Source organism: Meridianimarinicoccus sp. MJW13, from assembly GCF_014901205.1.
Taxonomy (GTDB): Bacteria; Pseudomonadota; Alphaproteobacteria; order Rhodobacterales; family Rhodobacteraceae; genus Meridianimarinicoccus.
This window is the reverse complement of sequence record NZ_JACNMU010000002.1, coordinates 18,549-43,026: the sequence shown is the minus strand read 5'-3', so window position 1 is coordinate 43,026 and position 24,478 is coordinate 18,549. Positions and strand designations below refer to the sequence as shown.

The following is a 24,478-nucleotide window of genomic DNA, read 5'->3' as shown; positions in this document are numbered from 1 at the left end:
CCCATGACCGATCCGACCGATCCGCTGTGCCCGCTGTGCGGCCGCCCGATCCCGAAAGGGGTGCTGCAAAGCCGTCACCACCTGATCCCGAAGCTGAAAGGCGGCAAGGGCGGGCCGACGGTTCTGTTGCACCAGATCTGTCATTCTGAAATTCACGCGACCCTGACAGAGGCCGAACTGGCGCGCAACTACAACACCATCGAGGCCCTGCGCAGCCATTCCCGGCTTGCGAAGTTCATCGGCTGGGTGGTCCGGCGGCCGCCTGATTTCAGGTCACGAACGCCGGGGCGGCGGCGGCGCCCGTGACCGGAATCAGGGCCGCCGCCGGGAATGCTCCCGCCCCCTTTCGACCTGGCGGCCGCAAGGCGTTGGGCCGGGCGCCGCTGCGCGGCGCCGTTTGAGTATTTCCGCCAAGAAGAAGGGGATTGGCGCGCACCAGGTCAGTCCGACAGGCTGGACAGATAGGCGAAAAGGTCGGCGGCTTCCTGTTCCTTGCGCACCTTGAGGGTCATCTTCGACCGTACCGACCCATCGTCCAGCGTAGCACGCAGATAGGCGGTGGGATCCTGCACGAAGGCGGTGAAGCTGGCCTCATCCCAGATCACCCCGGCTTCGCCCAGTTGCAGGGCCGGTCCTGAATACTTGAAGCCCTCGACCGTGCTGGCCGCGCGTCCGGTCACACCATACAGGTTCGGGCCGGTGCTGGCCCTTTTGCCCGCAAGAGTCTCGCCCGCGTCGTTCACCACCACGTGGCAGGCGACACATTTACGGAATGCCTTTTCGCCCGCGGCGACGTCGCCCTGGGCCAGCAGGGGCGTGACGCACAGGGTCGCAAGGGCGGCAGCGAGAAGGGGGGTCGTCATGGGGCGGTCTCCTTTCAATGGCGTCAGCACCGGCGTCCGGTGATCTCACCGTTGAAATTGCGCGGATCGCGCCAGCTTTCAACACGACCTTGGCACCATGCCCCGCGTCGTGCCGCCCCTGTGTCATGATGCCTTCGTGCATGATGCGCGACAACGCGCTTACATCTGGGCAACAGCCCTCGCCAGACCTCTCAGCCCGATCGCATCTGACCCAGACCGATGACAGACATGATTCCCGCCTGGGTAGACGGCACCCTGACGCCGGTCGAGAAGCTGGAGGTGCACAAGCGCGGACTCCGGCACAAGGCCGTGTCGGTGTTCATCGTCGATGGGCAAAATATCCTGATCCAGCGCCGGGCAATGTCAAAATATCACACACCGGGACTGTGGGCGAACACCTGCTGCACCCATCCCGACTGGGGCGAAAGCCCGGCCGATTGCGCTGTGCGCCGCCTGAAGGAAGAGCTGGGCATCACCGGCATCTATCCGGCCAAGCGCGACCGCGTGGAATATCGCGCGCAGGTGGGCAACGGCATGATCGAACACGAGGTGGTCGACATCTTCATGGCCACCGCCTCGAAAAGCCTGAAGGTCACGCCCAATCCGCACGAGGTGATGCAGGTGGAATGGATCGGCCTTTACGACCTGATGGCCGAGGTCGCCCGGCGCCCGGCGCGTTTCACGCCGTGGTTGCGGATCTACCTGGAAGAGCATTCCGACACGATCTTCGGATCGATGCTGCGGGTCTGAGGCACCAGCGCCGGACCCACATGTGGTGAGTCCGGCAAGGGTCAGGATCCGGCCCGAAGGGCCGTGATCACCGGAACCGCAGGTTGTCGCGACTCAACTCCGAGACCGAGGTGCAGCCCATCAGCCGCATCCCCCGCTCCAGTTCCGCCTTCATCAGACCCAGGGCACGTTCGACCCCCGGCTGCCCTGCGGCGGCCAGTGGATACAGGTAGAACCGGCCGCCGCCGACGGCCTTTGCCCCCAGAGACAGCGCCTTCAGCACATGGGTGCCGCGCTGGATGCCACTGTCCATGATCACGTCGATCTCGTCGCCCACCGCATCCACGATTTCCGAAAGCTGGTCGAACGGCGTGCGCGAGCCGTCCAGCTGCCGCCCGCCGTGGTTCGACAGGATGATGCCGGTGCAGCCGATCTCGACCGCGCGGCGGGCATCGGCGACCGACATGATGCCCTTCAGGCAGAACTGCCCGTCCCAGTCGCGCACCATTTCGGCCACGTCATCCCAGGTCATCGACGGGTCCAGCATGTCGGTGAAGTAGCTGCCGATCGACTTGGCGCCGCCGCTCATGTCCACATGGTCGTCCAGTTGCGGCAGCTTGAAGCTTTCGTGGGTGACATAGTTGATGCCCCACATGGGCTTGCGCGCGAATTCATACATGCCGTTCAGGGTCAGCTTGAACGGAATCGAGAACCCGGTGCGCAGGTCCCGCTCGCGGTTGCCGCCGGTGATGCTGTCCACGGTCAGCATCATCACCTCGACCCCGGCCGCCTTGGCGCGATCCATCATCACCTTGTTCAGCCCGCGATCCTTGTGGAAATAGAACTGATAGACCTGCGGGGTGTCGTGCTTCTTGCGCAGCTCTTCAAGACTGACCGTGCCCAGCGACGAGACCCCGAACATGGTGCCGTACTTCGCCGCTGCCGCCGCCACGGCGCGCTCGCCCTCGTGGTGAAACAGGCGTTGCAGCGCGGTGGGCGAGCAATAGAAGGGCATCGCCAGCTTCTGCCCCATCACCGTCACCGACAGATCCACATCGCCGACCCCGCGCAGCACGTTGGGCACCAGATCGCAGGTTTCGATGCTGCTGGTGTTCTGGCGCAGCGTCACCTCGTCGTCGGCCCCGCCGTCGATGTAGTTGAAGATCGGCCCCGGCAGCCGGCGCTTGGCCAGCTTTCGGAAGTCATGAAAATTATGGCATTGGTTCAGACCCATTCGGCGCTCCTCTTCCGGTGCCGGATCCACCGCCCCTGCGGGGATTCCGTGACTCCGTCGTACTGGTAATATTAGTTTACCAATTTTGCCGAAAAAGCCAGCGCCAAACCTGCCACTGGGTCAGTTTGCCCGAATCTGCCCCCCAAAACGCACACCGGCGCCAGCGCGAAGGTCGCGCGGCGCCGGTCAGGCAGCAGGTCAGGGGCGTGCCGCGCGCTATTCGGCGGCAGGCTTTTCGGCGCGGCGGGCGTTGCGGGCACGTTCCGAGGCGGATTTGAGTTGCCCGCAGGCGGCCATGATATCCTCGCCGCGCGGGGTGCGGATCGGGCTGGCGTACCCGGCCTTGTAGATGATGTCGGCAAAGGCCCGGATGCGGTTGTTCGACGACCGCTTGTAGGGCGCACCGGGCCATTCGTTGAACGGGATCAGGTTGATCTTGGCCGGGATGCCCTCGATCAGCTTGATCAGACGGCGGGCATCCTCGTCGCTGTCGTTCACCCCTTGCAGCATCACGTATTCAAAGGTGATCCGCTCGGAATTGCTGAGCTTGGGATAGGCGCGCAGGCTGTCCAGAAGCTCGGCGATGTTCCACTTCTTGTTGATCGGCACCAGCCGGTCGCGCACCTCGTCGGTGGTGGCATGGAAGCTGATCGCCAGCATGCAGCCGATTTCCTCGGCGGTGCGGGCGATCTCGGGCACCACGCCGCTGGTGGACAGGGTGATGCGGCGGCGGCTCAGGCTGATGCCTTCGGGATCCATGGCGATCTTCATCGCGTCGCGCACGGCTTCGAAGTTGTACAGCGGCTCACCCATGCCCATCAGCACGATGTTCGACAGCAGCCGGGTTTCATCCTTGGGATTGCGTCCCGGTTCCGGCCATTCGCCCAGATCGTCGCGGGCCAGCAGGATCTGGCCGACGATTTCGCCGGGTGTCAGGTTGCGCACCAGCTTTTGCGTGCCGGTGTGGCAGAACGAACAGGTCAGGGTGCAGCCGACCTGGCTGGAGACGCACAGGGTGCCGCGATCTTCCTCGGGGATATAGACGGTCTCGACCTCATGGCCCCCGGCGATGCGGACAAGATATTTCCGGGTGCCGTCGTCCGACACCTGCTTGCTGACGATCTCGGGCACCTCGACCACGAAGTTCTCGGCCAGCAGCGTACGATAGGGTTTCGCCAGATTGGTCATCAGGTCGAAGTCGCGCACACCCTTCTGATAGATCCATTGCCAGACCTGGTTCATCCGCATCTTGCCCTGACGCTCGGGCGTGCCGGCGGCAACCAGCGCCTCTTGCAGGGCCGGGCGGGTCAGGCCGACAAGGTTCATCTTGCCGTCTTCCCGCAGCTTGCGCGGCAGGGTCAGAACGTCTTGCGTGATGGGCGCGGTGGCGGTCATGGCGGATCTTTCGGACAGGGCAGACCGCTACATAGCGCCTCACAGCAGCTTTGAAAAGTATCCACAGGCCAAAGCCCCCGAACCTGTGTGCGGGGGCGACAGTGTCAAGGGCCGGGATACGGGATCAGCCGCCGCAGCGGGTCATCGCGTCGTCGTAAGCGGCGGTAAAGCCGATCAACGAGAAGGTGTCCTTGGTGGTGGTGCCGCGCGACGACCGTCCGGTGATCACCGCTTCCACGCCGCGCTTCAAGGCGGTGGCGATGCGGCGATCATCCTCGGGCGTCGCCGCCCAGGCCATTTCGCCATCTGTGAACAGTTCGAATTTCGAATCACCCACCTGCATGGCCACGGTTGACCCCGGCGCGAAAGGATAGCCGCCCTGGAAGGACACCTCGCCCAGCTTCTCGCTGCCCGGCCAGAACGACACGAACATGTAGATGTCGCCGCGGCGCACCGCCACGACACGCCCGTCACGCGTGTTCACCGTTTCCTTGGGGGCCGAGACAACCCAGCACTGCTTGGGATCTTCCTCGGCAAAAATGCTCCAGTCCGACTTCGCCGCCACGCGCGTGGCTTCGTTCTGCGCCATGGCCATGCTCGCGGCCATACACAGGACCGCCGCCAGACCTGACCGGATCGCTGCGTTCATCACCCTTCGCCTCCAGCACTCTGCTTCGCACGGCACCCTCCTCGCCAGTTTTCCCGGCCTCAGGGCTCCGTATCCTCGGTCGCCAGCTTATCGAAAAGCCCACGGACCCGAAAGGGCAATCGCGGGGATGTGAGCCAGTCTCAGCCGACAAATTCCGACCGGGCCACGCCCTGCATATAGAGCAGCGCCGTCAGATCGCCATGGTTGACCCGCAGGTCGCATTGCGCGGCGACCGAGGGCTTCGCATGCAGCGCCACCCCGGCACCGGCACGGCCCAGCATTCCCAGGTCGTTTGCCCCGTCGCCCACGGCCAAAACCTGCGCTTCCGACAGGCCCAGACGGGCGGTGATTTCCTCCAGCGCGGTGATCTTGGCCTCGCGCCCCAGGATCGGCTGCACCGGTACGCCGGTCAGCTTGCCCCCGGCCATGCCCAGTACATTGGCGCGATGCTCGTCAAAACCCAGATCGGCGGCGACCTTTTCCGTAAACGCCGTAAACCCGCCCGACACCAGCGCCGCATAAGCCCCGCGCGCCTTCATCGTCGCCACCAGTGCCTTGCCGCCCGCGGCCAGAGTGATGCGATCCGCATAGACCCGGTCGACAATGGCCGCGTCCAGCCCGGTCAGCAGACCCAGCCGCTCGGTCAGCGCGCCGTCGAAATCCAGCTCGCCATTCATCGCCCGCGCGGTGATCTCGCTGACCCGGTCGCCGACCCCGGCCAGATCGGCCAGTTCGTCGATGCATTCCTGATCGATCATGGTGCTGTCCATATCCGCCAGCAGCATCTTCTTCTCGCGCCCCGCCAGGGGCTGGCCCAGCATGTCGATGCCGCGTGTCTGAAGATCTTCCCAGACCTGCCAGAAATTCTCGGGCAAGACCGATACCGTGAACTCCGCCGCCTCGCCTTCCGCCAGCCAGCGCGCCTCGCCGCCGCCCCAGGCATCGCGCAGCGCCTCGACCGTGGCGCGATCCAGCGCCGGTGCAGCGGGAGAGGTCAGAAGGGTGACAACTTGCATCGAAACGGCTCCATCCTTGGCTTGCCGCGCCATAGATCACGCGCGGCCGCAGCAGGCCAGAGGCCGGGCGGCCCAATTCGCAGAACTGTGGTGAATTGACGGCCTTTGCCCCGCCCCTGCCGGCACCAGTGCACGGCCGACACATCCGCGAGAAAATTGAGCATGAAACTTTAGTACTATTGCGTGCGCAAACATTTTAATTTAATTATCTAACATATCAGTCGCAAACTGGAGGTCTCCATGCCGATCCCGCGCATCACCTACGAAGCTCTGGTCAAGATCTGGGGCGAACGCCTCACCAGCACCTTCTACTCGCCCGTCAGCATCGTTCGTCGCTGAACCGCGCGGGCCGCGCGTCGGCCCGTGACCTTGCGCCGCCTGACACAGCGCCTGCGGCTGTCGTACCCCTGTCTTGATTGCGCTAACGGCGCCGGAACAGGGGACCTGCCATGAAATTGGGAATTGTCGGCGCGGGAATGGTGGGATCCACCACAGCCTATGCCGTGGCCCTGATGGGCCATGTGTCCGAAATTGTCCTGGTCGATCGGAACGCAGGCCTTGCGCGTGCGCAGGCCGACGACATCGCCCACGCCATGCCCTTTGCCGCAGCCACGCAGGTGCGGTCCGGGACCTACGCCGATCTGGCCGGCGCCTCTGTCATCATCATCGCCGCCGGCGTGTCGCAGAAACCCGGCGAAACACGTCTGGATCTGCTCGGCCGCAATGCCGCCGTGTTTCGCGCCGTTCTGTCCGAAACCATGACCGTCGCACCGCAGGCGATCCTGCTGGTGGCCACCAACCCGGTGGACGTGATGACCGGCATCACCGCGCGCCTGACCGGCCTGCCGCCCGCCCGCATCATCGGCTCCGGCACCATGCTCGACAGCGCCCGCTTCCGCGATCTTCTGGCCCGCGCCCTGAATGTGGCGCCGCGCTCGGTCCATGCCTATGTGCTGGGCGAACATGGCGACAGCGAGGTTCTGGCCTGGTCCTCGGCCCGCGTCGGCGCCCTGACGCTGGATGCTGCCGCCACCCAGACCGGCCGCCCTCTGACCGAGAACATCCGCACCGAGATTGACACCGGCGTCCGTCGCGCCGCCTATGCCATCATCGAAGGCAAGGGCGCGACCTATCACGGCATCGGCGCGGCACTGGCCCGGCTGGTGGCCGCGATCAACGGCAACGAACGCTCGGTGCATTCCGTGTCCACCATGACCGCGCAGATCGTCGGCGTCCGCGATGTGCCCCTGTCCCTGCCCCGCGTTCTGGGCCGTGACGGGGTCGAGGCCGAACTGGTGCCCGACCTGAACGCAAGCGAACAGTCCGCCCTGGCCAACAGCGCCCGCCTGCTGAAACAGACGCTGGAGGCCGTGCCGCTGCAACCGCTGTAAGGCGCTACTGCGCGTCAGGCAGCGGCGGCAGGGTCCGAAGGTACATCACGATGGCATCCAGATCGGCTTCGCTCATCCGCGCGTAAAAGGGATAGCCCATGGGCGGCTTCATCGGCGTCCCGTCGGGCTTCACCCCCTGCGCGATCATCGCCTTGATCTCGGCATCGCTGTAATTGGCCAGGCCATCCGCATGGCTGGTCAGATTGGCCGCCACCGCGCGCCCCCAGGGCCCTTCCCAGGCATGGCCACCGCCGCCAAGGTTGCCCGCGATATCCGGACGGCCGTCCTTCAACGAATGGCATTCGATACAATGGGCCACCGGCCCCGCCAGATAGGCACCGTACTCCACCGACACCCCCGGTACCCTGTCCGCGACGCTGTCGATCGGCGGCCCATAGGCGGGCGGCAAATCGAAAGGGTATTCAGTGGCAACGAACGGTGTTTCGACCGGCGCCAGCGTGCGGACATAGGCCACGATGGCGGCCAGATCCGAATCGCCAATGCCTCGGTAGAGGCCGATGGGCATCGGCGGCCCGATCACCGATCCGTCGGGCCGGATGCCCTCGCGGATCGCGCGGCCCAGTTCCGCATCGCTCCAATTCGCGATCCGGCCGGCCGGGGTGATGTTCGGTGCCTGCGCCACGAACCCATGCTCGGGAATCGCCGCGCCTCCATAGGCCGGTGCCCCCGGCATCGGCGCGGTGTGACAGTTGCCGCAGGCCGCCGGCCCCTCGACAAGATAGGCACCGCGCTCCACCGCCGTCTCTGCCATCACCCCCGACACCGGCAAAATCACCCCCAGAACTCCTAAAAATTGCTTCAACATCTCCTGTTTTCCCCCGTTTGACAGGGGTCTACCCTATCACGGAACCGCCACCTTACCTAAGGGCAGGGAACCCGTCCCGCACGGCCAAGGCGTCGAAACCGCCGCAGGACCTAAATCGCGCTTGCAAGACCGATCCCGCCTCTTCTATACGCGGCGGTGGGACACCCCTCCCCAACGAGGGGCAGATATCTGCAAGGATACCAGCAATGGTCAAACCGACTCCGGCAACGCGCCCGGCCAATCCGCGTTTTTCTTCGGGCCCCTGCGCGAAGAATCCTGACTTTACCCTCGACGCCCTGAAAGATGCCCCGCTGGGCCGCTCGCACCGTGCCGCCATCGGCAAGGCGAAGCTGAAAGAGGCGATCGAAACCACCCGCGAGATCCTCGGCATCCCCGCCGACTACAAGATCGGCATCGTGCCCGCCTCCGACACCGGCGCCATGGAAATGGCCATGTGGTCGCTGCTGGGCGAACGCCCGGTGCAGATGGTGGCCTGGGAAAGCTTCGGCGCGGGCTGGGTCACCGATGTGGTCAAGCAACTCAAGATCGAGGCCACTACCCATCTTGCCGACTACGGCGAAATCGTGGACATGGCCGCGCTGGACTATGATCAGGACGTGGTCTTCACCTGGAACGGCACCACCTCGGGCGTGCGCCTGCCTTCGGGCGACGTGATCCCCGCGGACCGTGACGGCCTGACCCTCTGCGATGCCACCTCGGCTTGTTTCGCGATGGACCTGCCCTGGGACAAGCTCGACGTCACCACGTTCTCCTGGCAGAAGGTGGTGGGCGGCGAAGCGGCCCACGGCATGCTGATCCTCAGCCCGCGCGCGGTGGACCGGCTCGAAAGCTACACCCCCGCCTGGCCGCTGCCCAAGATCTTCCGCCTGACCAAGGGCGGCAAGCTGATCGACGGCATCTTTACCGGCGCCACCATCAACACCCCCTCGATGCTCTGCGTCGAAGACTACCTTGTGGCCCTGAACTGGGCGAAATCCGTGGGCGGGCTGAAGGGCCTGATCGCCCGCGCCGAGGCCAATTTCGCCGCCATCGACGATTTCGTTTCCACCCGCGACTGGATCGACTTCCTGGCCACCGACCCGGCCACCCGCTCGACCACCAGCGTCTGCCTGAAGTTCACCAATCCGGCCATCGCCGACACCGCGGCCTTCGCCAAGGCGGTGACCAAGCGGCTTGAAGCGGAAAACGCGGGCCTCGATCTGGGCGCCTATCGCGATGCCCCGGCGGGCCTGCGCATCTGGTGCGGCGGCACGGTGGAAACCGCCGATGTGGCCGCCCTGATGCCCTGGATCGAATGGGCCTATGAAGCAGAACTCGCGGCGCTCTCCGAAGCCGCCTGATCTTCTTCTTGGTTGAAATACTCCGGGGGTCCGGGGGCAGCGCCCCCGGTCCCGCCCTCTCCCCCTGATCCCGCGGCCATCCCCGACGGTTTCGCCTGCCATACACCGGCCAGACGCGCGCCAGACGGTTTCCAGCCACCGAAAATTCATGAAGGACCGCCCCATGGCACCCAAAGTTCTCGTCTCCGACAAGCTCAGCGAAACCGCCGTCCAGATCTTCCGTGACCGCGGCATCGAGGTCGACTTCGAACCCGGCCTCGGCAAGGACAAGGAGCGTCTGCTCGACGTCATCGGCCAGTATGACGGCCTCGCCATCCGCTCGGCCACCAAGGTCACCGAGAAGGTTCTCGCAGCCGCCACCAACCTCAAGGTCGTGGGCCGCGCCGGCATCGGCGTCGACAATGTCGACATCCCGGTCGCTTCGAAGAAAGGCGTGATCGTGATGAACACGCCCTTCGGCAACATGATCACCACCGCCGAACATGCCATCGCGATGATGTTCGCTGTGGCTCGCCAGATCCCCGAGGCCAGCGCCTCGACCCATGCCGGCAAATGGGAAAAGTCCAAGTTCATGGGCGTCGAGCTGACCGGCAAGACCCTGGGTGTGATCGGCGCCGGCAACATCGGCGGCATCGTCTGCGACCGCGCCGTCGGCCTGAAGATGAAGGTCATCGCCTATGATCCCTTCCTGGGCGACGAACGCGCCAAGAAACTGGGCGTCACCAAGGTCGACCTTGATGAGCTGCTGGCCCGTGCCGATTTCATCACCCTGCACGTGCCGAAAACCGAAAAGACCGCCAACATCCTGTCGCGCGAAGCCATCGCCAAGACCAAGAAGGGCGTGCGCATCATCAACTGTGCCCGCGGCGGTCTGGTAGACGAGGAAGCTCTCGCCGAAGCCCTGAAGTCGGGCCATGTGGCCGGGGCGGCCTTCGACGTGTTCTCGGTGGAACCGGCAACCGACAACCCGCTCTTCAACCTGCCCAATGTGGTCTGCACCCCGCACCTGGGCGCGGCCACCACCGAGGCGCAGGAAAATGTCGCCCTGCAGGTGGCCGAGCAGATGGCCGACTACCTGCTGACCGGTGCCGTGCAGAACGCGCTGAACATGCCGTCGGTCACCGCCGAGGAAGCTGCGATCATGGGCCCCTGGGTCAAGCTGGCCGAGGATCTGGGCGCTTTCGTCGGCCAGATCTCGGACGAACCGGTCAAGGCAATCAACATCCTGTATGACGGCCGCGTTGCGGAAATGAACCTCGACGCGCTGAACTGCGCCGCGATCGCCGGTTTCATGAAAGCCACCAACCCCGATGTGAACATGGTCTCCGCGCCCGTCATCGCCGAAGAGCGCGGCATCCAGATCTCGCGCACCATGCAGAAGAAGTCGGGCGTCTTCGATGCCTATATCAAGCTGACCATCGAGACCGAGGAAAAGACCCGCACCATCGCCGGCACCGTGTTCAGCGACGGCAAGCCGCGCTTCATCCAGATCAAGGGCATCAACATCGACGCCGAAGTGGGCGAGCACATGCTTTACACCACCAACAACGATGTGGCCGGGATCATCGGCACGCTGGGCAAGACGCTGGGCGAGAACAACGTCAACATCGCCAACTTCACCCTGGGCCGGACCGAGGCCGGCGGCGATGCCATCGCGCTGCTGTATCTTGACGATCAGCCGCCCGTGGAAGTCCTGGACAAGCTGACCGCCACCGGCATGTTCCAGCAGGTCCGCCCGCTGCACTTCACTTCGGCCTGATCCAAGGCCCCCGCGACCTGATCGCAAGCGCCCCGGCACCACCGCCGGGGCGCTTTTTTCATGCCCCGAACCCGGCCGGGACACCGCCCGTAGAGATGTGCGTCACATGTGCCTCTGCGGCAACTCGCGGCTTGTGGCAGGCCTCTGGACATGGTCCGTGTTTCGCATGTGCAAACTGTCCACATCGCTGGCACGGGCCCCCTGGGCCCCGGCGCCGCCCGCCCGGCCTGCCAAGGGCCGCGTCGGATTGTGGGGTTTGCCGGGTCTGACCCTGCACAGGCTGGCCTTGCCCGACTGGAAAGCCCCGGCCCTGCGCATCGCGGTGCTGGCCGATCCGCACGTCTGCCGCCCCTGGGTATCGCCCGAGCGGATCGCGCAGATCGTGGACTACACCAACACGCTGGACGCCGACCTGATCGTGCTGGCAGGCGACCTGCTGCCCGACCGCAAGATGATGTGCGACCACCTGGTTGCCGATAAAATCGTGCCGCTGTTCAAGCCGCTGACCGCGCCGCTGGGTGTCCATGCGATCATGGGCAACCATGACCGCGAAGACTGCCCGCAAGATCGCGCCAGCAAGGGCCAGGTCAACAGCATCATCCAGGCTTTCGCCGACAACGACATGCCGCTTGTCCGCAACGATGCGGTCGAGCTTGCCCATTCCGGATGTCCTTTCTGGCTTGTTTCCCTCGACACGCAACGCGGTCGGGGCAAGCGGCGGATGGGATATGCGGATGCCGAGGCCGCCTTTTCAAAAGTCCCTCAAGGCGCGCCCTCGATCCTGCTGGCCCATGAGCCCGATTACTTTGCAGCGGGTGACCCCCGGCCCATGCTGCAGATCAGCGGGCATACTCATGGCGGCCAGTTCACGGTGTTCGGGCGACGCCCCGCAACACCATCCCGATATGGCGATCGTTACGCGATCGGTCATATTGTCGAAGAGGAGCGGCACCTGATCGTGTCAGCAGGCCTGGGTTATTCCGGCTTCCCGTTCCGCTTCGGCGTGCCACCCGAGATCACCTTGATCGAGGTATTTTCACCAATGGACCCAAGGGGGAATTCCTGATGTCCGATATCGTAATTCTGGATGGCGCACGTACCGCCATCGGCACTTTCGGCGGCAGCCTGGCCAACACTCCGGCCACCACGCTCGGCGCTACCGCGGCCAAGGCCGCAATCGAACGCTCTGGCGTTGCACCCGAGAAGATCGGCCATGTTGTCATGGGCCACGTCATCAACGCCGAACCGCGGGACATGTACCTGTCACGCGTCACCGCGATGGAAGCGGGCATTCCGCAAGAAACCCCGGCCCTGAACGTGAACCGCCTGTGCGGCTCGGGCATGCAGGCCGCCATTTCGGTGATCCAGTCGCTGGCGCTTGGCGATGCCGACTTCGGCCTGGCCGGTGGCGCCGAGAACATGTCGCGCGGCCCGTATGTTCTGCCCGCAGCACGCTGGGGTCAGAAGATGGGTGACACCACCGCCGTCGACATGATGGTCGGCACCCTGACCTGCCCCTTCGGCACCGGTCACATGGGCGTCACCGCCGAAAACGTGGCTGCCGAGAACCAGATCACCCGCGAAGAGCAGGACGCCTTCGCGCTGGAAAGCCAGGAGCGCGCCGCCAAGGCCATTGCCGAGGGCCGTTTCGAAAGCCAGATCGTGCCGGTGCAGGTCAAGGTGAAGCGCGACATGGTCGACTTCGCCACCGACGAGCATCCCAAGGGCACCACGCTTGAAAAACTGGGCGGCCTGCGCGCCGTGTTCAAGAAGGACGGATCGGTCACCGCCGGCAACGCTTCGGGTATCAACGACGGGGCTGCCGCCATCGTTCTGGCCCGTGCCGATGCCGCCGAAGCCGCCGGCCTGAAACCGAAAGCCAAGATCCTGGGCTATGCCCATGCGGGCGTGCGTCCCGAGGTCATGGGCATCGGCCCGGTGCCTGCCGTGCAGAAACTGCTGGAGAAAACCGGCCTGACCGCCGACGACTTCGACGTGATCGAAAGCAACGAGGCCTTCGCGGCTCAGGCTCTGGCCGTGACCAAGGGTCTGGGCTTCGATCCGGCCAAGGTGAACCCCAATGGCGGCGCCATTGCCCTGGGTCACCCGGTCGGCGCCACCGGGGCCATCCTGATCGTCAAGGCGCTGTACGAACTTGAGCGGACCGGCGGCAAACGCGCGCTGTGCACCATGTGCATCGGCGGCGGACAGGGCATCGCGATCGCCTTCGAACGCCTCTAAAACCCTCTGAGTCCGGGCCGTGTTCAGGCTCTGTTCACCTTCCTGCTCCACGATCATCGCTGGTTGATGGAACGAGTGAAGCATGACGGAACAAGGCGGCCCGGACTTATCCGCGCTTCTGGCGCAGGAACGGCGTGCGCGTCTGGCCGCCGAACGGCTGCTGGAGCACAAGAGCAAGGAATTGTTCTCGGCCAATCGCCAGCTTTCGGAACATGCCCGCAAACTGTCGGACGAGGTGGTTGTCAAAAGCGCCGAGGCGCAGACCTATCGCACAGAGGCCGAGGAACTGAAGGGTGAAAACACCCAGGTTCGCGCCGATCTTCAGAAGGCCAACAAGCAGGCGGACAAGGCCGAACGGCGGCTTTGGGAAGCCCTGGAAACCATCCAGGACGGTTTTGCCGTGTTCAACGCGCGCAACCAGCTGGTGATCGCCAACCGCGCCTATATGGCCATGTTCGACGGGCTGGAATGCATCCGCCCCGGCGCCACCTATCAGGACATTCTTGAGGTCGTGGTCGAAGAGGGGCTGGTCGACATCGGTTTTGAGGACCCCTCGGCCTGGCAGGCCCGGATGGCGGGCCGTTGGCAGCAGGACCGGATCGAGCCGCTGACGGTCAAACTGTGGGACGAACGCTATGTCAAGTTCCTGGACCGGCGTGCTCGCGACGGCGACATGGTCAGCCTGGCCCTGAACATCACCGAAACCATCCGCTACGAGGAAAAGCTGAAAGAGGAACGCACCCGCGCCGAATCCGCCAGCCGCGCGAAATCCGCCTTCCTCGCCAACATGAGTCACGAGATCCGCACCCCGATGAACGGCGTCATCGGCATGGCCGACCTGCTGTGCGACACCGATCTGACCGAGGAACAGCGCCTGTTCGCCGAAACCATCCGCGGCTCGGGCGAGACCCTGCTGGTGATCATCAACGACGTGCTGGACTATTCCAAGATCGAGGCCGAGAAGCTGACGCTGCAGCCCGAACCCTTCGACCTGGAACGCACGATCACCGAGGTGCTGCTGCTGCTGAAGCCTTCGGTGCAAGGAAAGGGGATCGAGCTGATGCTCGATTTCGACATGTTCCTGCCGACCCGCTATGTGGGCGATCCGGGGCGCATCAGGCAGATCCTGACCAACCTTCTGGGCAACGCGGTGAAATTCACCACCGAAGGTCACGTCATGATCCGCGTCACCGGCATCGGGTCTGACGACGGCGCGGACCAGCAGCGGCTGCACATCACGGTCGAGGACACCGGCATCGGCATTCCTGACGACAAGGTCGATCACATCTTCGGCGAATTCAACCAGGTGGAGGACGAGCGCAATCGCAAGTTCGAGGGCACCGGGCTGGGACTGGCCATCACCCAGAAACTGGTGGCGCTGATGGGCGGCGAGATCTGGGTCGATTCGGTCGAGGGCGAAGGTTCCTGCTTCGGCTTTCGCATCACCCTGCCGCTGGACGAAGGCACCGACACCCCCGCGCCGCTGCACAGCACCGATCTGCGCACCGCGCTGGTGATCGACGCGCAGGACATCAACCGCATGATCCTGGACCGCCAGCTGTCGATGATGGGCTTGCGGGTCACCGCCCGACGCTCGGCCGAGGACGCCCTGGCCGATCCGCCCAACAGTTTCGACCTGATCATCAGCGATCACAAGCCGCCGGGCACCGATGGGCTGGCGCTGGCGCAGGCGCTGCGCGACCGGGGCGAACGCGGACCGATTCTGCTGCTGTGCTCGGAACCCGGGCAGTTGGACAGCGATCCAAGGATGCAAGGCGTCACCGCGATCCTGCAAAAGCCGCTGTTGCGTCGCGACCTGTTCCAGAAGATCGGCGACCTTGGGGTGACCCTGCCTGCCGAGACACCCTTGCCGGAACCGCCTGCGCCCGAACCGCCCGCGCAGGCGGACCGCCTGCGGGTTCTGGCGGCCGAGGACAATCGCACCAACCAGCTGGTGTTCCGCAAGATGGTGCAGGATCTGGCCATCGACCTGCAGTTTGCAAACAACGGGCATGAAGCTGTCACCGCCTTTCAGGACTTCCACCCGCATATGATCTTCATGGACATCTCGATGCCCGAGATGGATGGCAAGGAGGCGACGCGCAAGATCCGCGAGATCGAGGCGGACACCGGCGCGCCCCGCACCCCGATCTGTGCCCTGACTGCCCACGCCATGGCCGGCGATGCCGATGAGATCCTGGCGGCGGGCATCGACCACTACCTGACCAAACCGCTGCGCAAGGCCGCCATCTGCGGCAAGATCGAAGAGCTTGCGCCGGTCGGCCTGTCGGTGACAGCAGGCTAGGCGGCCAGCGCCGCGGCCTCGTCGCGCAGGAACACCGGCTTGTCGGGGGTACTGCGCCCGGCATCATAGGCATAGCCGCCGGTGGTGAAATCACGCAAGGCATCCGCGTCGCGCAACCGGTTTTCCACAATGAAGCGCGCCATCGCCCCGCGCGCCTTCTTGGCGTAAAAGCTGACGATCTTGGGGGCGCCGCCGCGCTCCTCCATGAACACCGGCGTGACCACCGGCAGACCCAGCGCCGCCAGATCCACTGCCGAGAAATATTCGACACTGGCGCAATTCACCAAGACCCGGCTGCCCGTCGCCGCGGCTTGCGCCGCCAGCGCCCTTGCGATCCGGTCGCCCCAATAGGCATAGAGCGTCCCGCCCGCGCGGGTTTTCAGGCGTGAGCCCATTTCCAGGCGATAGGGCTGGATGCCGTCAAAGGGGCGCAGCACGCCGTAAAGCCCCGACAGGATCCGCAGATGATCCTGCCCATAAAGCTGCGCATCCGCATCAAGACTGGCCGCGTCCAACCCCTGGTAGGTGTCCCCGGCAAAGGCGTGCATCGCAGGCCGGGTGACGTCAGCCTCGGGCGCAGCCTGAAACGCACGAAACCGGTCGTGGTTTATTGCGGCCAGCTTGGGGCTGATCGACATCAGTTTTTCAAGCTGCGGCTTCGACAGCTTCCCGGCCACCCCGGCCAGATAGATCGCGTCACCCTGAAAATCGGGCGCAGTGGCGACGGGCGCATCGACCGCCGCCCAGTCCAGACGCTTCGCGGGAGAGACCACAACCAGCATCGGCATTCCTTTCCTTCGGCGCCCAGACCGTTCCGGCCCGCCGCGCATCTTCCGTCATTCAGCGGCGTGCAGCAGGGTCAGAAAAGCCGGGCCGAAGCGTTCGGTCTTGGCCGGGCCGATCAGCGCCGCCAGGCGATCCTCATCCGAAGGTCGCGCTGCGGCAACCTTGGCCAACTCTCCCGCCGAACAACTGAGCGGTTTTTCGGTACCCATCGGCCCCCGCAACAGGGCCGCCTGTGCTTCCTGCAACAGATCGAACAGCGGGCCGGAGTCGCGGCCCGCCAGCTTGCGCCGCGCCGGGTGCTGCTCGGCCGGGGCTTCGCCCGCGATCACCTCAAGGAACAGCGCGCCATAGCGTTCCAGCTTCTTCGCGCCGACCCCGTTGACCCGCGCCATGTCATCCAGACTGCGCGGGCGGGTTTCGGCCATTTCGATCAGGGTGCGGTCGGGGAAGATCACATAGGCCGGGACATTGGCGGCCTCGGCCAGCGCCCGCCGCTTGGCCTTCAGCGCCGACAGCAGCGGCGCATCGGCCTCGGACACCAGCGCCTTGACCGCCGGGCGCCGCTCGGCCGTGCGGGCCATGGCATCCTTGCGCAGGGTCACCAGTTGCTCGCCCTTCAGGACCGGGCGCGCGGCCTCGGTCATACGCAGCGCGCCATAGCGTTCGGGGTCCGGGCGCATCAGGTCCAGCCCCATCATCTGCCGGAACAGCGCCTGCCACTGGGGTTTCGAAAACTCCTTGCCCACCCCGAAGGTCGGCAGCCCGTCGTGGCCACGCTCGCGCACCTTGTCGGTCGCCGTGCCGGTCAGGATATCGATCAGATGCCCCGCCCCGAAGCGTTCGTCGGTTCGCAGCGCCGCCGACAGCGCCTTGCGCACCGCATCGGTACCGTCGATCAGCTCGGGCGGACGGTCGCAAAGGTCGCAATTCCCGCAGGCGGTGGACTCCTCTCCGAAATACCCCAGCAGGGTCTTGCGGCGGCACGCGTGCGCCTCGGCCAACCCCAGCAGCGCGTTCAGGCGGCCATGATCGGCGGTGCGGCGGTCGGCGGGCGCGGGGCTTTCGTCGATCTGGGTGCGGCGAAAGCGGATGTCGTCGGCGCCGAAAAGGGTCAGGGTTTCCGCCGGCGCGCCATCGCGCCCGGCGCGGCCGATCTCCTGATAATACGCCTCGATGGACTTGGGCAGATCGGCGTGGGCAACCCAGCGGATATCGGGCTTGTCGATGCCCATGCCGAAGGCGACGGTGGCCACGACGATCAACCCGTCGTCGCGCTGGAACCGGGTTTCGACCAACCGGCGATCCTCGGCCGCCATGCCGCCATGATAGGCGCAGGCCAGATGGCCATCGACCTCCAACGCCCGGGCAAGGCTTTCGGTCTTGGCCCGCGTGCCGCAATAGACAATGCCCGACTGGCCCCGGCGAGCGGCGGCGAACTCCATGATCTGGCGGCGCGGGCTGTCCTTCGGCGCAAAGGCCAGGTGAATGTTCGGGCGGTCGAAGCCGCGCAGGAAGCTGTCCGGGGTGCCGCCGCCGAACAGGCGGGTGACGATCTCGGCGCGGGTTTCGGCATCGGCGGTGGCGGTGAAGGCCGCGACCGGAACCCCCAGTTCGGCGCGCAATTCGCCGATCCGCAGGTAGTCGGGGCGAAAGTCATGGCCCCATTGGCTGACGCAATGCGCCTCGTCCACGGCGATCATCGATACGCCGATCCGGCGCAGCATGGTCTGGGTGCCACTGGCCGCCAGCCGTTCAGGGGCCAGATACAACAGTTTCAGCGAACCGTCGTCCAGCGCCTGAAATACCTCTTCGGTTTCTTCGTCGGTGTTGCCCGAGGTCAGCGCCCCGGCCACCACGCCCGCCTCGCGCAGCGAACGGACCTGGTCGCGCATCAAGGCAATCAGCGGCGAGATCACCACCGTCACCCCGTCCCGGCACAGAGCCGGAAGCTGGAAACACAGGGATTTGCCGCCGCCCGTGGGCATGATCGCCAGCGTGTCGCGCCCGGCGATCACCGCCTCGACAATCTCGCGCTGACCCGGTCGAAATGCGTTGAATCCGAACACCCGCGCCAAAAGCGCGTCAAGCTGCTCGCCTGCCTCGTCTGCCATGCCTCGACCGCTTTGATTGTGGTTGCCGCCACAATCCCACACCACCCCTTGTGGTGCAAGACGGCAGAGGCCGGGAAATCAGTAGAACAGGGCGGCGTTGTTCATCAGGACGATGCGGATAATGTAAATCCCCAGCAGCGCCACCAGCGGCGCCAGGTCCAGCGTGCCCATGTCGGGCAGGATGCGGCGGATCGGGCCATAGATCGGCTCCAGCAGGCGGTTCAGCCCGTACCAGATCTGTCGCACCAGATCCTGCCCCAGATTAAGAACCTGAAAGCTGATCAGCCAGCTCATGATGATATGGGCAATCATGATGAACCAGGCCACATCCAGGATGAGCAGCAGGATTTGCAGTATCGACGTCATGGAAACTTCCTTTGTACGGGCCTGCATGGGAAGTAGGCAATCAGGCCACAAAGGACAAGCCGCAGCCCTCGTGCCGCGACGTTTCCGTTGACGTCAGCCGCGCCCCTGCTCACATCCGGGGCAGGAGGCCCACCATGTATCCATTCCTGCGCATGTCGAAAGAATTCTGGAAGTTCAGAAAGGCACCGCCGCTGGACATCCTCGACACCCACGTCTCGCATCACATCTGCTGGCCCTGGGATCTGGACATGTGGCTAGAGATGAACAACGGCCGCGTGCTGACCCTGTTCGATCTGGGCCGCTTGGTGCTGGCGGGCCGCACCGGGTTTGTCGGCACCCTCCGCCGCGAAGGCTGGATGATGACCGTGGCCGGATCCTCGGTCCGCTATCGCAAACGCGTGCGGGTTTTCGACCGGCTGCGCATGACGTCGCGCTGCGTCGGCTGGGACGAGAAATTCCTCTATCTCGAACACGCCATGTGGAAGGGCACCGAGTGTACCTCGCATGTGCTGATCCGCATGGCGGTCACGGATCGGAACGGGCTGGTGCGCACCGACCGGGTGCTGGCCGCCTTCGATCGCCCGCTGCCAGAGCCGCAGCTGCCCGACTGGGTGCGCGCCTGGGCCGAGGCCGACGCCCTGCGCCCCTGGCCGCCGATGCAGGACACGCCCGCGCATTTGCAGGCGCGCGCCGCCTGACCATTGCGACCCCCGCGCCCGCACGGCATAGTCGCGGCGTGCAGGGGTAACCGAAATGCAGTTTCAGATGAACAGCCGCCGTATCTGGGGCTGGTATTTTTTCGATTGGGCCAGTCAGCCGTATAACACCCTGTTGCTGACCTTCATTTTCGGCCCCTATGTGACCGAACTGGTGGGCGACGGCACCGCCGCGCAATCCGCCTGGGGGTACGGCGTGGGCGCGGCCGGGGTGGTGATTGCCCTGCTGGCCCCGCTGCTGGGCTCTATCGCGGATCGCACCGGGCCCGGCACGCGGATGCTGTTCATCTGGGTGTTTTCAGCCTGCTACGTGATCGGCGCGTGGAGCCTTTGGGCCGCCGCCCCCGACAGTTTCAACCTGTGGATGACATTGGCCTTTTTCGGGCTGGGCCTGTTGGGGATGGAGTTCGCCACCATCTTCACCAACGCGATGCTGCCCGATCTTGCGCCCAAGGGAAAGATCGGCAGGGTGTCGGGCAACGGCTGGGCCTTCGGCTATCTGGGCGGGCTTCTGGCGCTGATTTTCATGCTGGTGTTCCTGGCGGACAATGCCAGCACCGGGAAAACCCTGATCGGGCTGGACCCGCCCTTCGGCCTGGATGCCACGAAACGCGAAGGCACCCGCGCGGTCGGCCCCTTCACCGCGCTGTGGTTCATGGTCTTCATGATCCCCTTTTTCGCCTGGGTGCACGCCCCCAAGCCGCCGCCCATCGCAACGGTGCTGGAAGCGTCACGCGCCGCATGGCCCGACCTGAAAGCAACGCTGCGGGGGTTGCGCCACCGGGCCAGCCTGCGCAACTACCTGATCGCCTCGATGCTGTACCGCGATGCGCTGAACGGGCTGTATTTCTTCGGTGGGGTCTATGCGGCCGGGGTGCTGAACTGGTCGGTGATCGACGTGGGCGTTTTCGGTATCCTGGCGGTGGTCTCGGCCACCGTGGTCGCCTGGATCGGCGGCATGTGCGACGAACGCTTCGGCCCGATGCCGGTGATCGTGGTGTCGATCCTGTGCCTGATCGGCGCGACGCTGGCCGCGATCTTCATTTCGCGCGCCTCGGTCTTCGGCATGGCGGTCGAGTCCAGCAGCCGCCTGCCCGACATCGCCTTTTATGGCGTCGGCGTGGTGATCGGGGCGGCGGGCGGCGCGCTTCAGGCCTCGTCGCGGACGATGATGGTGTTTCAGGCCGAAAAGGGCCACGCCACGCGCGAATTCGGGCTGTATGCGCTGGCCGGCAAGGCGACTTCCTTTGCCGCGCCGATCCTGGTGGCGGTCACCACGGACCTTACCGGCAGCCAGCAACTGGGGATCACACCTTTGCTAGCCCTCTTTATCGGGGGGCTGATCGTGTTAGGCTGGGTCAAAAGCGACGGAGAGCAGTGACCCATGACAGTCATCCGCAAGGCCCTATTGACCGCCTTCCTGATCCCGCTTCTGGCGCTGGCCAGTCCCGCCAGCGCCCAGCAGAAAGCGAATGCCATGTTCGGAACGGCCAAGACGGCCTCTCCGCACAAGCCGCACAGTATCGGCAGCTATGCCAAGGGATGCGCCGCCGGGCTGGAGCAGCTTCCCGAAACCGGCCCCACCTGGCAGGCGATGCGCCTGTCGCGTAACCGCAACTGGGGCCACCCCGAAGCCATCGAGTTCATCGAGCGGCTCAGCGCGCAGGCCGCCAAACAGCCGGGCTGGAAGGGCTTGTATATCGGGGATATCAGCCAGCCGCGCGGCGGGCCCATGATCTCGGGCCACCAAAGCCACCAGATCGGGCTGGACATCGACATCTGGATGCTGCCGGCCAAATCGCTGAACCTCAGCCGCAACCAGCGCGAAAAGCTCAGCTCGATCTCGGTACGGTCCAAGGATCAGCGCCGCGTGAACGGCAACTACACCCCGCAACACGCCGCCATTCTGGAAGCCGCCGCGCGCGATCCGGCGGTGGACCGCATTTTCGTAACCCCGCCGGTGAAAATCCAGCTGTGCCTGGCTTCCTCGCGCAGTGACAAGAAGTGGTTGCAGAAGATCCGGCCCTACTGGGGCCATGACTTTCATTTCCATGTGCGCCTGAAATGTCCCAAGGGCAACAAGGGCTGTGTGACCCAGAAACCCACGGTGAAAGAGCTGTCCAAGGGCGGCAGCGGCTGCGACGACACGCTGAACTGGTGGGTGACCGAGGCACTGTCCCCGACCAAGAAGCCCGGCACAAAACCGGCCAAACCCGCGCCGAAGAAAAAGAACGTGCGCGACTTCACCCTCGCCGACCTTCCCAAACAGTGCCGTTGGATCCTTGCCGCGAATTGAGGGCGCCGCACTTGTCTCGGCACGCCTGAAGGGTCAGACAGGGCCGCAAGCAACCCTGTGACCCTGGACCCTGCATGACCCGAACGCGCCGAAGTTTCCCGCCCCGGTGGCTGCCCGCGCTGGCCGCCGCCGCCCTGCTGCCCGCCGTGGCGCCGGTGCCGCAAGGGGTGCTGATCCCGGTCGGGGAACTGGTGCTCAGCATGCCGAGCGAGCCGCGATTCGGCGGTCTTTCGGCGCTGGAACTGGATCAGGACGGCAACGCCTTCATCAGCCTGTCGGACCGCGCGGTGATGTTTCGCGGCGTGTTGCAGCGCGAGGGCGGCAAGCTGTCGGGCGCGAGCGTCACACCGGCTATCGACCTGACCGACACCAAGGGACGCACGCGGATCAGCCAGGGCGCCGATACCGAAGGGCTGGCGCAGGTGCCGGGCGGGGTTCTGTATTATTCGTCGGAAGCCAAGCACACGGTGGGCATTCTGGATGCCGACACCGGTGTGACGCGCGACCTGCCCCCCGGCGACTGGCTGGAGGTCTTGCAGGAAAACTCGGGCTTCGAAGCGCTGGCGCTGGACCCGCGCAACCGCCCCATCGCCATCCCCGAGCGGTCTGGGGAGTGGGAGCGGCCCTTTCCTGTCTTCCGCTTCGAGAACAAGCGCTGGACCGTGCCCTACACCCTGCGCCGCGACGGCAAATTCCTGCCCGTGGGTGCCGATCTGGGCCCGGACGGGCGTCTGTATCTGCTGGAACGGCACTATGTCCCGATCCTGGGATTTGCCAGCCGCATTCGCAGCTTTGCTTTCACAGCGGACGGCCTGGCCGACGAACAGCTTCTGCTGGAGACGTTTTTCGGCACCCATGACAATCTGGAAGGCCTGGCGGTCTGGGAAGATCGGGCCGGCGACATTCGCCTGACCATGGTGTCGGACGACAACTTTCGATCCGTGCAGCGCACCGAGATCGTCGAGTACCGGCTGCCGGCGCGGTGGCGAGACGGTCTTGATTGTCGCACCAATTGCGGCTAGATGGCCCCGTTCGCCTTGGCGAGCCAAGTCTCCGCTACCTTGCAAAAACGGATCAGATAGATGACTCCTCGCGTGCTTCCCGGCATTGCCGCCATGGCGGCCATCGTCGTTGCCTCCAACATTCTGGTGCAGTTCCTGTTCGGCCAATGGCTGACATGGGGCGCCTTTACCTATCCGCTGGCCTTCCTTGTGACCGACGTGATGAATCGCGTCTATGGTCCCGGCCCGGCCCGCAAGGTGGTTCTGGCCGGGTTCGTTGTCGGCATCGCCTGTTCGCTGATCGGCACGCAGATCCACGGCGAGTTCGGACCGCTGGTCACCCTGCGCATCGCACTGGCCTCGGGCACCGCCTTCCTGACCGCGCAACTGCTGGACGTGGCCATCTTCGACCGCCTGCGCGGCGGCAAATGGTGGCGTGCACCGCTGGCTTCGTCGCTTCTGGGATCCAGCCTGGATACCGCTTTGTTCTTCACCATCGCCTTTTCCGCCAGCCTGGTGTTCCTGGAACCCGGAAATGATGTGTCTTGGGCCAATGAAGCCCTGCCGCTGCTGGGTGTGGGCCCGATGGTGCCGCTGTGGGTGTCTCTGGCCGTGGCCGACTGGATGGTGAAACTGTCCCTGGCGCTGCTTGCGCTGGTGCCGTTTCGTGCCATCGTGGCCCGCCTGTCCGCGCACCCGGCCTGAGCCGTCCGGTTCACCTTCCCCGACGCACCGCGAGATTTTGCTTTGACATTTTCGCGGTTCGTGGCACGCTTTCCCTCAACGGAAACAAGCGGAAGGAGGTGATCCAGTGTCAAGAGAGGTATTGGAGAGAGGTGTGAATTCCGGTTTCGGGGGCAAGCCCGACAAAGTGTCGTAAGGCGTAACACCCACCGGCCGGGGATGAAGATCCATTTCACCCCCTCCTTTCAGTCTCGAAGGGTCGCCCAAGGGCGGCCCTTTTCGTAACGGTCCACAGGTCATGATTGAGATTTCACCCGACATCACCCTGCAAGACTGGGAGTTCACCGAGAACTTCACCCGCGCCTCGGGTCCGGGGGGGCAGAATGTGAACAAGGTGTCCACCGCCGTCGAACTGCGGTTCGAAGCCGCCCGAAGCCCGCATCTTGCCGCCCCGGTCAAGACCCGGTTGCGCCGCCTGGCCGGACGCCGCTGGACCGACGATGGCGCGCTGATTCTGCGGGTCGAGGACACCCGCAGCCAGGCCCGCAATCGCGAGATTGCCCGCGAACGGCTGGCCGATCTGGTGCGCAAGGCGCTGGTCGCGCCCAAACGGCGGCGTCCGACAAAACCCACCAAAGGCTCTATCCGGCGGCGGCTGGAAGCCAAGACCCAGCGCGGGCAGGTGAAATCCCTGCGTGGAAAGGTGGCGCCCGATGAATAGGCGCACAGTGCGCTTGGATTGTCCGGGG

23 protein-coding genes are annotated in these 24,478 nt (G+C 65.0%); 14 read left to right on the top strand and 9 right to left on the bottom strand.

The window, feature by feature from the left end; genetic code table 11:
- Window positions 1-3: 3 nt before the first annotated feature.
- Complete coding sequence (locus H8B03_RS03100) at window positions 4-306, top strand: HNH endonuclease (protein WP_193140222.1); 303 nt, start codon at window positions 4-6, stop codon at window positions 304-306.
- A gap of 134 nt (window positions 307-440) precedes the next feature.
- On the opposite strand, the gene H8B03_RS03095 is transcribed toward H8B03_RS03100, so the two are convergent.
- A complete protein-coding gene (locus H8B03_RS03095; RefSeq protein WP_193140220.1) occupies window positions 441-863 on the bottom strand; it encodes a cytochrome c family protein in 423 nt (140 codons plus the stop codon).
- Between the two features lie 219 nt (window positions 864-1,082).
- Between H8B03_RS03095 and idi the strand changes: the two genes are divergently transcribed.
- Entirely contained in the window at window positions 1,083-1,613 is a 531-nt protein-coding gene (gene idi, locus H8B03_RS03090) for an isopentenyl-diphosphate Delta-isomerase (RefSeq protein ID WP_193140218.1), read from the top strand.
- 67 nt (window positions 1,614-1,680) lie between these two features.
- On the opposite strand, the gene H8B03_RS03085 is transcribed toward idi, so the two are convergent.
- The 4 genes from H8B03_RS03085 to serB form a co-directional block, all read right to left on the bottom strand.
- On the bottom strand, window positions 1,681-2,826 hold the full coding sequence (locus H8B03_RS03085) for an alpha-hydroxy acid oxidase (RefSeq protein WP_193140216.1): 1,146 nt from the start codon (window positions 2,824-2,826) through the stop codon (window positions 1,681-1,683).
- A 216-nt stretch (window positions 2,827-3,042) separates the two neighbouring features.
- Window positions 3,043-4,221, bottom strand: coding sequence for a 23S rRNA (adenine(2503)-C(2))-methyltransferase RlmN (gene rlmN / locus H8B03_RS03080; protein ID WP_193140214.1), 1,179 nt, complete (start codon window positions 4,219-4,221; stop codon window positions 3,043-3,045).
- Window positions 4,222-4,345: 124 nt separating this feature from the next.
- Window positions 4,346-4,870 carry an invasion associated locus B family protein gene (locus H8B03_RS03075; RefSeq protein WP_193140212.1) on the bottom strand — a complete coding sequence of 175 codons (525 nt, stop codon included), beginning with the start codon at window positions 4,868-4,870 and terminating at the stop codon, window positions 4,346-4,348.
- A gap of 140 nt (window positions 4,871-5,010) precedes the next feature.
- Complete coding sequence (serB, locus tag H8B03_RS03070) at window positions 5,011-5,886, bottom strand: phosphoserine phosphatase SerB (RefSeq protein ID WP_193140210.1); 876 nt, start codon at window positions 5,884-5,886, stop codon at window positions 5,011-5,013.
- A gap of 449 nt (window positions 5,887-6,335) precedes the next feature.
- Here serB and H8B03_RS03065 point away from each other — a divergent pair, with 449 nt between their 5' ends.
- Complete coding sequence (locus H8B03_RS03065) at window positions 6,336-7,277, top strand: L-lactate dehydrogenase (RefSeq protein WP_193140208.1); 942 nt, start codon at window positions 6,336-6,338, stop codon at window positions 7,275-7,277.
- Between the two features lie 4 nt (window positions 7,278-7,281).
- Here H8B03_RS03065 and H8B03_RS03060 read toward each other — a convergent pair whose 3' ends face one another.
- A complete protein-coding gene (locus H8B03_RS03060; protein WP_193140205.1) occupies window positions 7,282-8,103 on the bottom strand; it encodes a c-type cytochrome in 822 nt (273 codons plus the stop codon).
- Between the two features lie 206 nt (window positions 8,104-8,309).
- Between H8B03_RS03060 and H8B03_RS03055 the strand changes: the two genes are divergently transcribed.
- From H8B03_RS03055 to H8B03_RS03035, 5 genes are all read left to right on the top strand, one after another.
- Window positions 8,310-9,464 carry a phosphoserine transaminase gene (locus H8B03_RS03055; RefSeq protein ID WP_193140203.1) on the top strand — a complete coding sequence of 385 codons (1,155 nt, stop codon included), beginning with the start codon at window positions 8,310-8,312 and terminating at the stop codon, window positions 9,462-9,464.
- Between the two features lie 163 nt (window positions 9,465-9,627).
- Entirely contained in the window at window positions 9,628-11,223 is a 1,596-nt protein-coding gene (serA, locus tag H8B03_RS03050; RefSeq protein ID WP_193140202.1) for a phosphoglycerate dehydrogenase, read from the top strand.
- A gap of 166 nt (window positions 11,224-11,389) precedes the next feature.
- Window positions 11,390-12,289 (top strand): metallophosphoesterase, encoded by a 900-nt coding sequence (locus H8B03_RS03045; RefSeq protein ID WP_226925703.1) that lies wholly within the window; start codon window positions 11,390-11,392, stop codon window positions 12,287-12,289.
- Complete coding sequence (locus H8B03_RS03040) at window positions 12,289-13,464, top strand: acetyl-CoA C-acyltransferase family protein (protein WP_193140198.1); 1,176 nt, start codon at window positions 12,289-12,291, stop codon at window positions 13,462-13,464. The genes H8B03_RS03045 and H8B03_RS03040 overlap by 1 nt, the downstream gene beginning before the upstream one ends.
- An 82-nt stretch (window positions 13,465-13,546) precedes the next feature.
- Window positions 13,547-15,769: a response regulator gene (locus tag H8B03_RS03035; RefSeq protein WP_193140195.1), complete on the top strand. Its 2,223-nt coding sequence runs from the start codon at window positions 13,547-13,549 to the stop codon at window positions 15,767-15,769.
- On the opposite strand, the gene yaaA is transcribed toward H8B03_RS03035, so the two are convergent.
- The 3 genes from yaaA to H8B03_RS03020 all read right to left on the bottom strand — a co-directional run bounded on the left by yaaA (window position 15,766) and on the right by H8B03_RS03020 (window position 19,032).
- Window positions 15,766-16,551 carry a peroxide stress protein YaaA gene (gene yaaA / locus H8B03_RS03030; RefSeq protein ID WP_193140743.1) on the bottom strand — a complete coding sequence of 262 codons (786 nt, stop codon included), beginning with the start codon at window positions 16,549-16,551 and terminating at the stop codon, window positions 15,766-15,768. The genes H8B03_RS03035 and yaaA overlap by 4 nt on opposite strands.
- A 54-nt stretch (window positions 16,552-16,605) precedes the next feature.
- Window positions 16,606-18,666: a DNA helicase RecQ gene (recQ, locus tag H8B03_RS03025; protein WP_193140193.1), complete on the bottom strand. Its 2,061-nt coding sequence runs from the start codon at window positions 18,664-18,666 to the stop codon at window positions 16,606-16,608.
- 78 nt (window positions 18,667-18,744) lie between these two features.
- Complete coding sequence (locus H8B03_RS03020) at window positions 18,745-19,032, bottom strand: YggT family protein (protein ID WP_193140191.1); 288 nt, start codon at window positions 19,030-19,032, stop codon at window positions 18,745-18,747.
- A 134-nt stretch (window positions 19,033-19,166) separates the two neighbouring features.
- Between H8B03_RS03020 and H8B03_RS03015 the strand changes: the two genes are divergently transcribed.
- The 6 genes from H8B03_RS03015 (at window position 19,167) to arfB (ending at window position 24,450) form a co-directional block, all read left to right on the top strand.
- A complete protein-coding gene (locus H8B03_RS03015) occupies window positions 19,167-19,730 on the top strand; it encodes an acyl-CoA thioesterase (protein WP_193140189.1) in 564 nt (187 codons plus the stop codon).
- 67 nt (window positions 19,731-19,797) lie between these two features.
- The gene (locus tag H8B03_RS03010) at window positions 19,798-21,129 is read left to right on the top strand and encodes an MFS transporter (RefSeq protein ID WP_226925683.1); all 1,332 of its coding nucleotides are present in this window, start codon (window positions 19,798-19,800) and stop codon (window positions 21,127-21,129) included.
- A gap of 3 nt (window positions 21,130-21,132) precedes the next feature.
- Window positions 21,133-22,044: a penicillin-insensitive murein endopeptidase gene (mepA, locus tag H8B03_RS03005; protein ID WP_193140184.1), complete on the top strand. Its 912-nt coding sequence runs from the start codon at window positions 21,133-21,135 to the stop codon at window positions 22,042-22,044.
- A gap of 74 nt (window positions 22,045-22,118) precedes the next feature.
- Window positions 22,119-23,066 carry an esterase-like activity of phytase family protein gene (locus H8B03_RS03000; protein WP_193140182.1) on the top strand — a complete coding sequence of 316 codons (948 nt, stop codon included), beginning with the start codon at window positions 22,119-22,121 and terminating at the stop codon, window positions 23,064-23,066.
- 60 nt (window positions 23,067-23,126) lie between these two features.
- On the top strand, window positions 23,127-23,750 hold the full coding sequence (locus H8B03_RS02995) for a queuosine precursor transporter (protein WP_193140180.1): 624 nt from the start codon (window positions 23,127-23,129) through the stop codon (window positions 23,748-23,750).
- 277 nt (window positions 23,751-24,027) lie between these two features.
- Window positions 24,028-24,450 (top strand): alternative ribosome rescue aminoacyl-tRNA hydrolase ArfB, encoded by a 423-nt coding sequence (gene arfB, locus H8B03_RS02990; RefSeq protein WP_193140178.1) that lies wholly within the window; start codon window positions 24,028-24,030, stop codon window positions 24,448-24,450.
- Window positions 24,451-24,478: the final 28 nt, after the last annotated feature.

What these genes read in the sequence shown, in the direction of transcription:
- H8B03_RS03100 (WP_193140222.1), top strand. Translation starts at nt 4, where the DNA reads ATGACCGATCCGACCGATCCGCTGTGCCCGCTGTGCGGCCGCCCGATC.
- H8B03_RS03095 (WP_193140220.1), bottom strand. Translation starts at nt 863, where the DNA reads ATGACGACCCCCCTTCTCGCTGCCGCCCTTGCGACCCTGTGCGTCACG.
- idi (WP_193140218.1), top strand. Translation starts at nt 1,083, where the DNA reads ATGACAGACATGATTCCCGCCTGGGTAGACGGCACCCTGACGCCGGTC.
- H8B03_RS03085 (WP_193140216.1), bottom strand. Translation starts at nt 2,826, where the DNA reads ATGGGTCTGAACCAATGCCATAATTTTCATGACTTCCGAAAGCTGGCC.
- rlmN (WP_193140214.1), bottom strand. Translation starts at nt 4,221, where the DNA reads ATGACCGCCACCGCGCCCATCACGCAAGACGTTCTGACCCTGCCGCGC.
- H8B03_RS03075 (WP_193140212.1), bottom strand. Translation starts at nt 4,870, where the DNA reads ATGAACGCAGCGATCCGGTCAGGTCTGGCGGCGGTCCTGTGTATGGCC.
- serB (WP_193140210.1), bottom strand. Translation starts at nt 5,886, where the DNA reads ATGCAAGTTGTCACCCTTCTGACCTCTCCCGCTGCACCGGCGCTGGAT.
- H8B03_RS03065 (WP_193140208.1), top strand. Translation starts at nt 6,336, where the DNA reads ATGAAATTGGGAATTGTCGGCGCGGGAATGGTGGGATCCACCACAGCC.
- H8B03_RS03060 (WP_193140205.1), bottom strand. Translation starts at nt 8,103, where the DNA reads ATGTTGAAGCAATTTTTAGGAGTTCTGGGGGTGATTTTGCCGGTGTCG.
- H8B03_RS03055 (WP_193140203.1), top strand. Translation starts at nt 8,310, where the DNA reads ATGGTCAAACCGACTCCGGCAACGCGCCCGGCCAATCCGCGTTTTTCT.
- serA (WP_193140202.1), top strand. Translation starts at nt 9,628, where the DNA reads ATGGCACCCAAAGTTCTCGTCTCCGACAAGCTCAGCGAAACCGCCGTC.
- H8B03_RS03045 (WP_226925703.1), top strand. Translation starts at nt 11,390, where the DNA reads ATGTGCAAACTGTCCACATCGCTGGCACGGGCCCCCTGGGCCCCGGCG.
- H8B03_RS03040 (WP_193140198.1), top strand. Translation starts at nt 12,289, where the DNA reads ATGTCCGATATCGTAATTCTGGATGGCGCACGTACCGCCATCGGCACT.
- H8B03_RS03035 (WP_193140195.1), top strand. Translation starts at nt 13,547, where the DNA reads ATGACGGAACAAGGCGGCCCGGACTTATCCGCGCTTCTGGCGCAGGAA.
- yaaA (WP_193140743.1), bottom strand. Translation starts at nt 16,551, where the DNA reads ATGCTGGTTGTGGTCTCTCCCGCGAAGCGTCTGGACTGGGCGGCGGTC.
- recQ (WP_193140193.1), bottom strand. Translation starts at nt 18,666, where the DNA reads ATGGCAGACGAGGCAGGCGAGCAGCTTGACGCGCTTTTGGCGCGGGTG.
- H8B03_RS03020 (WP_193140191.1), bottom strand. Translation starts at nt 19,032, where the DNA reads ATGACGTCGATACTGCAAATCCTGCTGCTCATCCTGGATGTGGCCTGG.
- H8B03_RS03015 (WP_193140189.1), top strand. Translation starts at nt 19,167, where the DNA reads ATGTATCCATTCCTGCGCATGTCGAAAGAATTCTGGAAGTTCAGAAAG.
- H8B03_RS03010 (WP_226925683.1), top strand. Translation starts at nt 19,798, where the DNA reads ATGAACAGCCGCCGTATCTGGGGCTGGTATTTTTTCGATTGGGCCAGT.
- mepA (WP_193140184.1), top strand. Translation starts at nt 21,133, where the DNA reads ATGACAGTCATCCGCAAGGCCCTATTGACCGCCTTCCTGATCCCGCTT.
- H8B03_RS03000 (WP_193140182.1), top strand. Translation starts at nt 22,119, where the DNA reads ATGACCCGAACGCGCCGAAGTTTCCCGCCCCGGTGGCTGCCCGCGCTG.
- H8B03_RS02995 (WP_193140180.1), top strand. Translation starts at nt 23,127, where the DNA reads ATGACTCCTCGCGTGCTTCCCGGCATTGCCGCCATGGCGGCCATCGTC.
- arfB (WP_193140178.1), top strand. Translation starts at nt 24,028, where the DNA reads ATGATTGAGATTTCACCCGACATCACCCTGCAAGACTGGGAGTTCACC.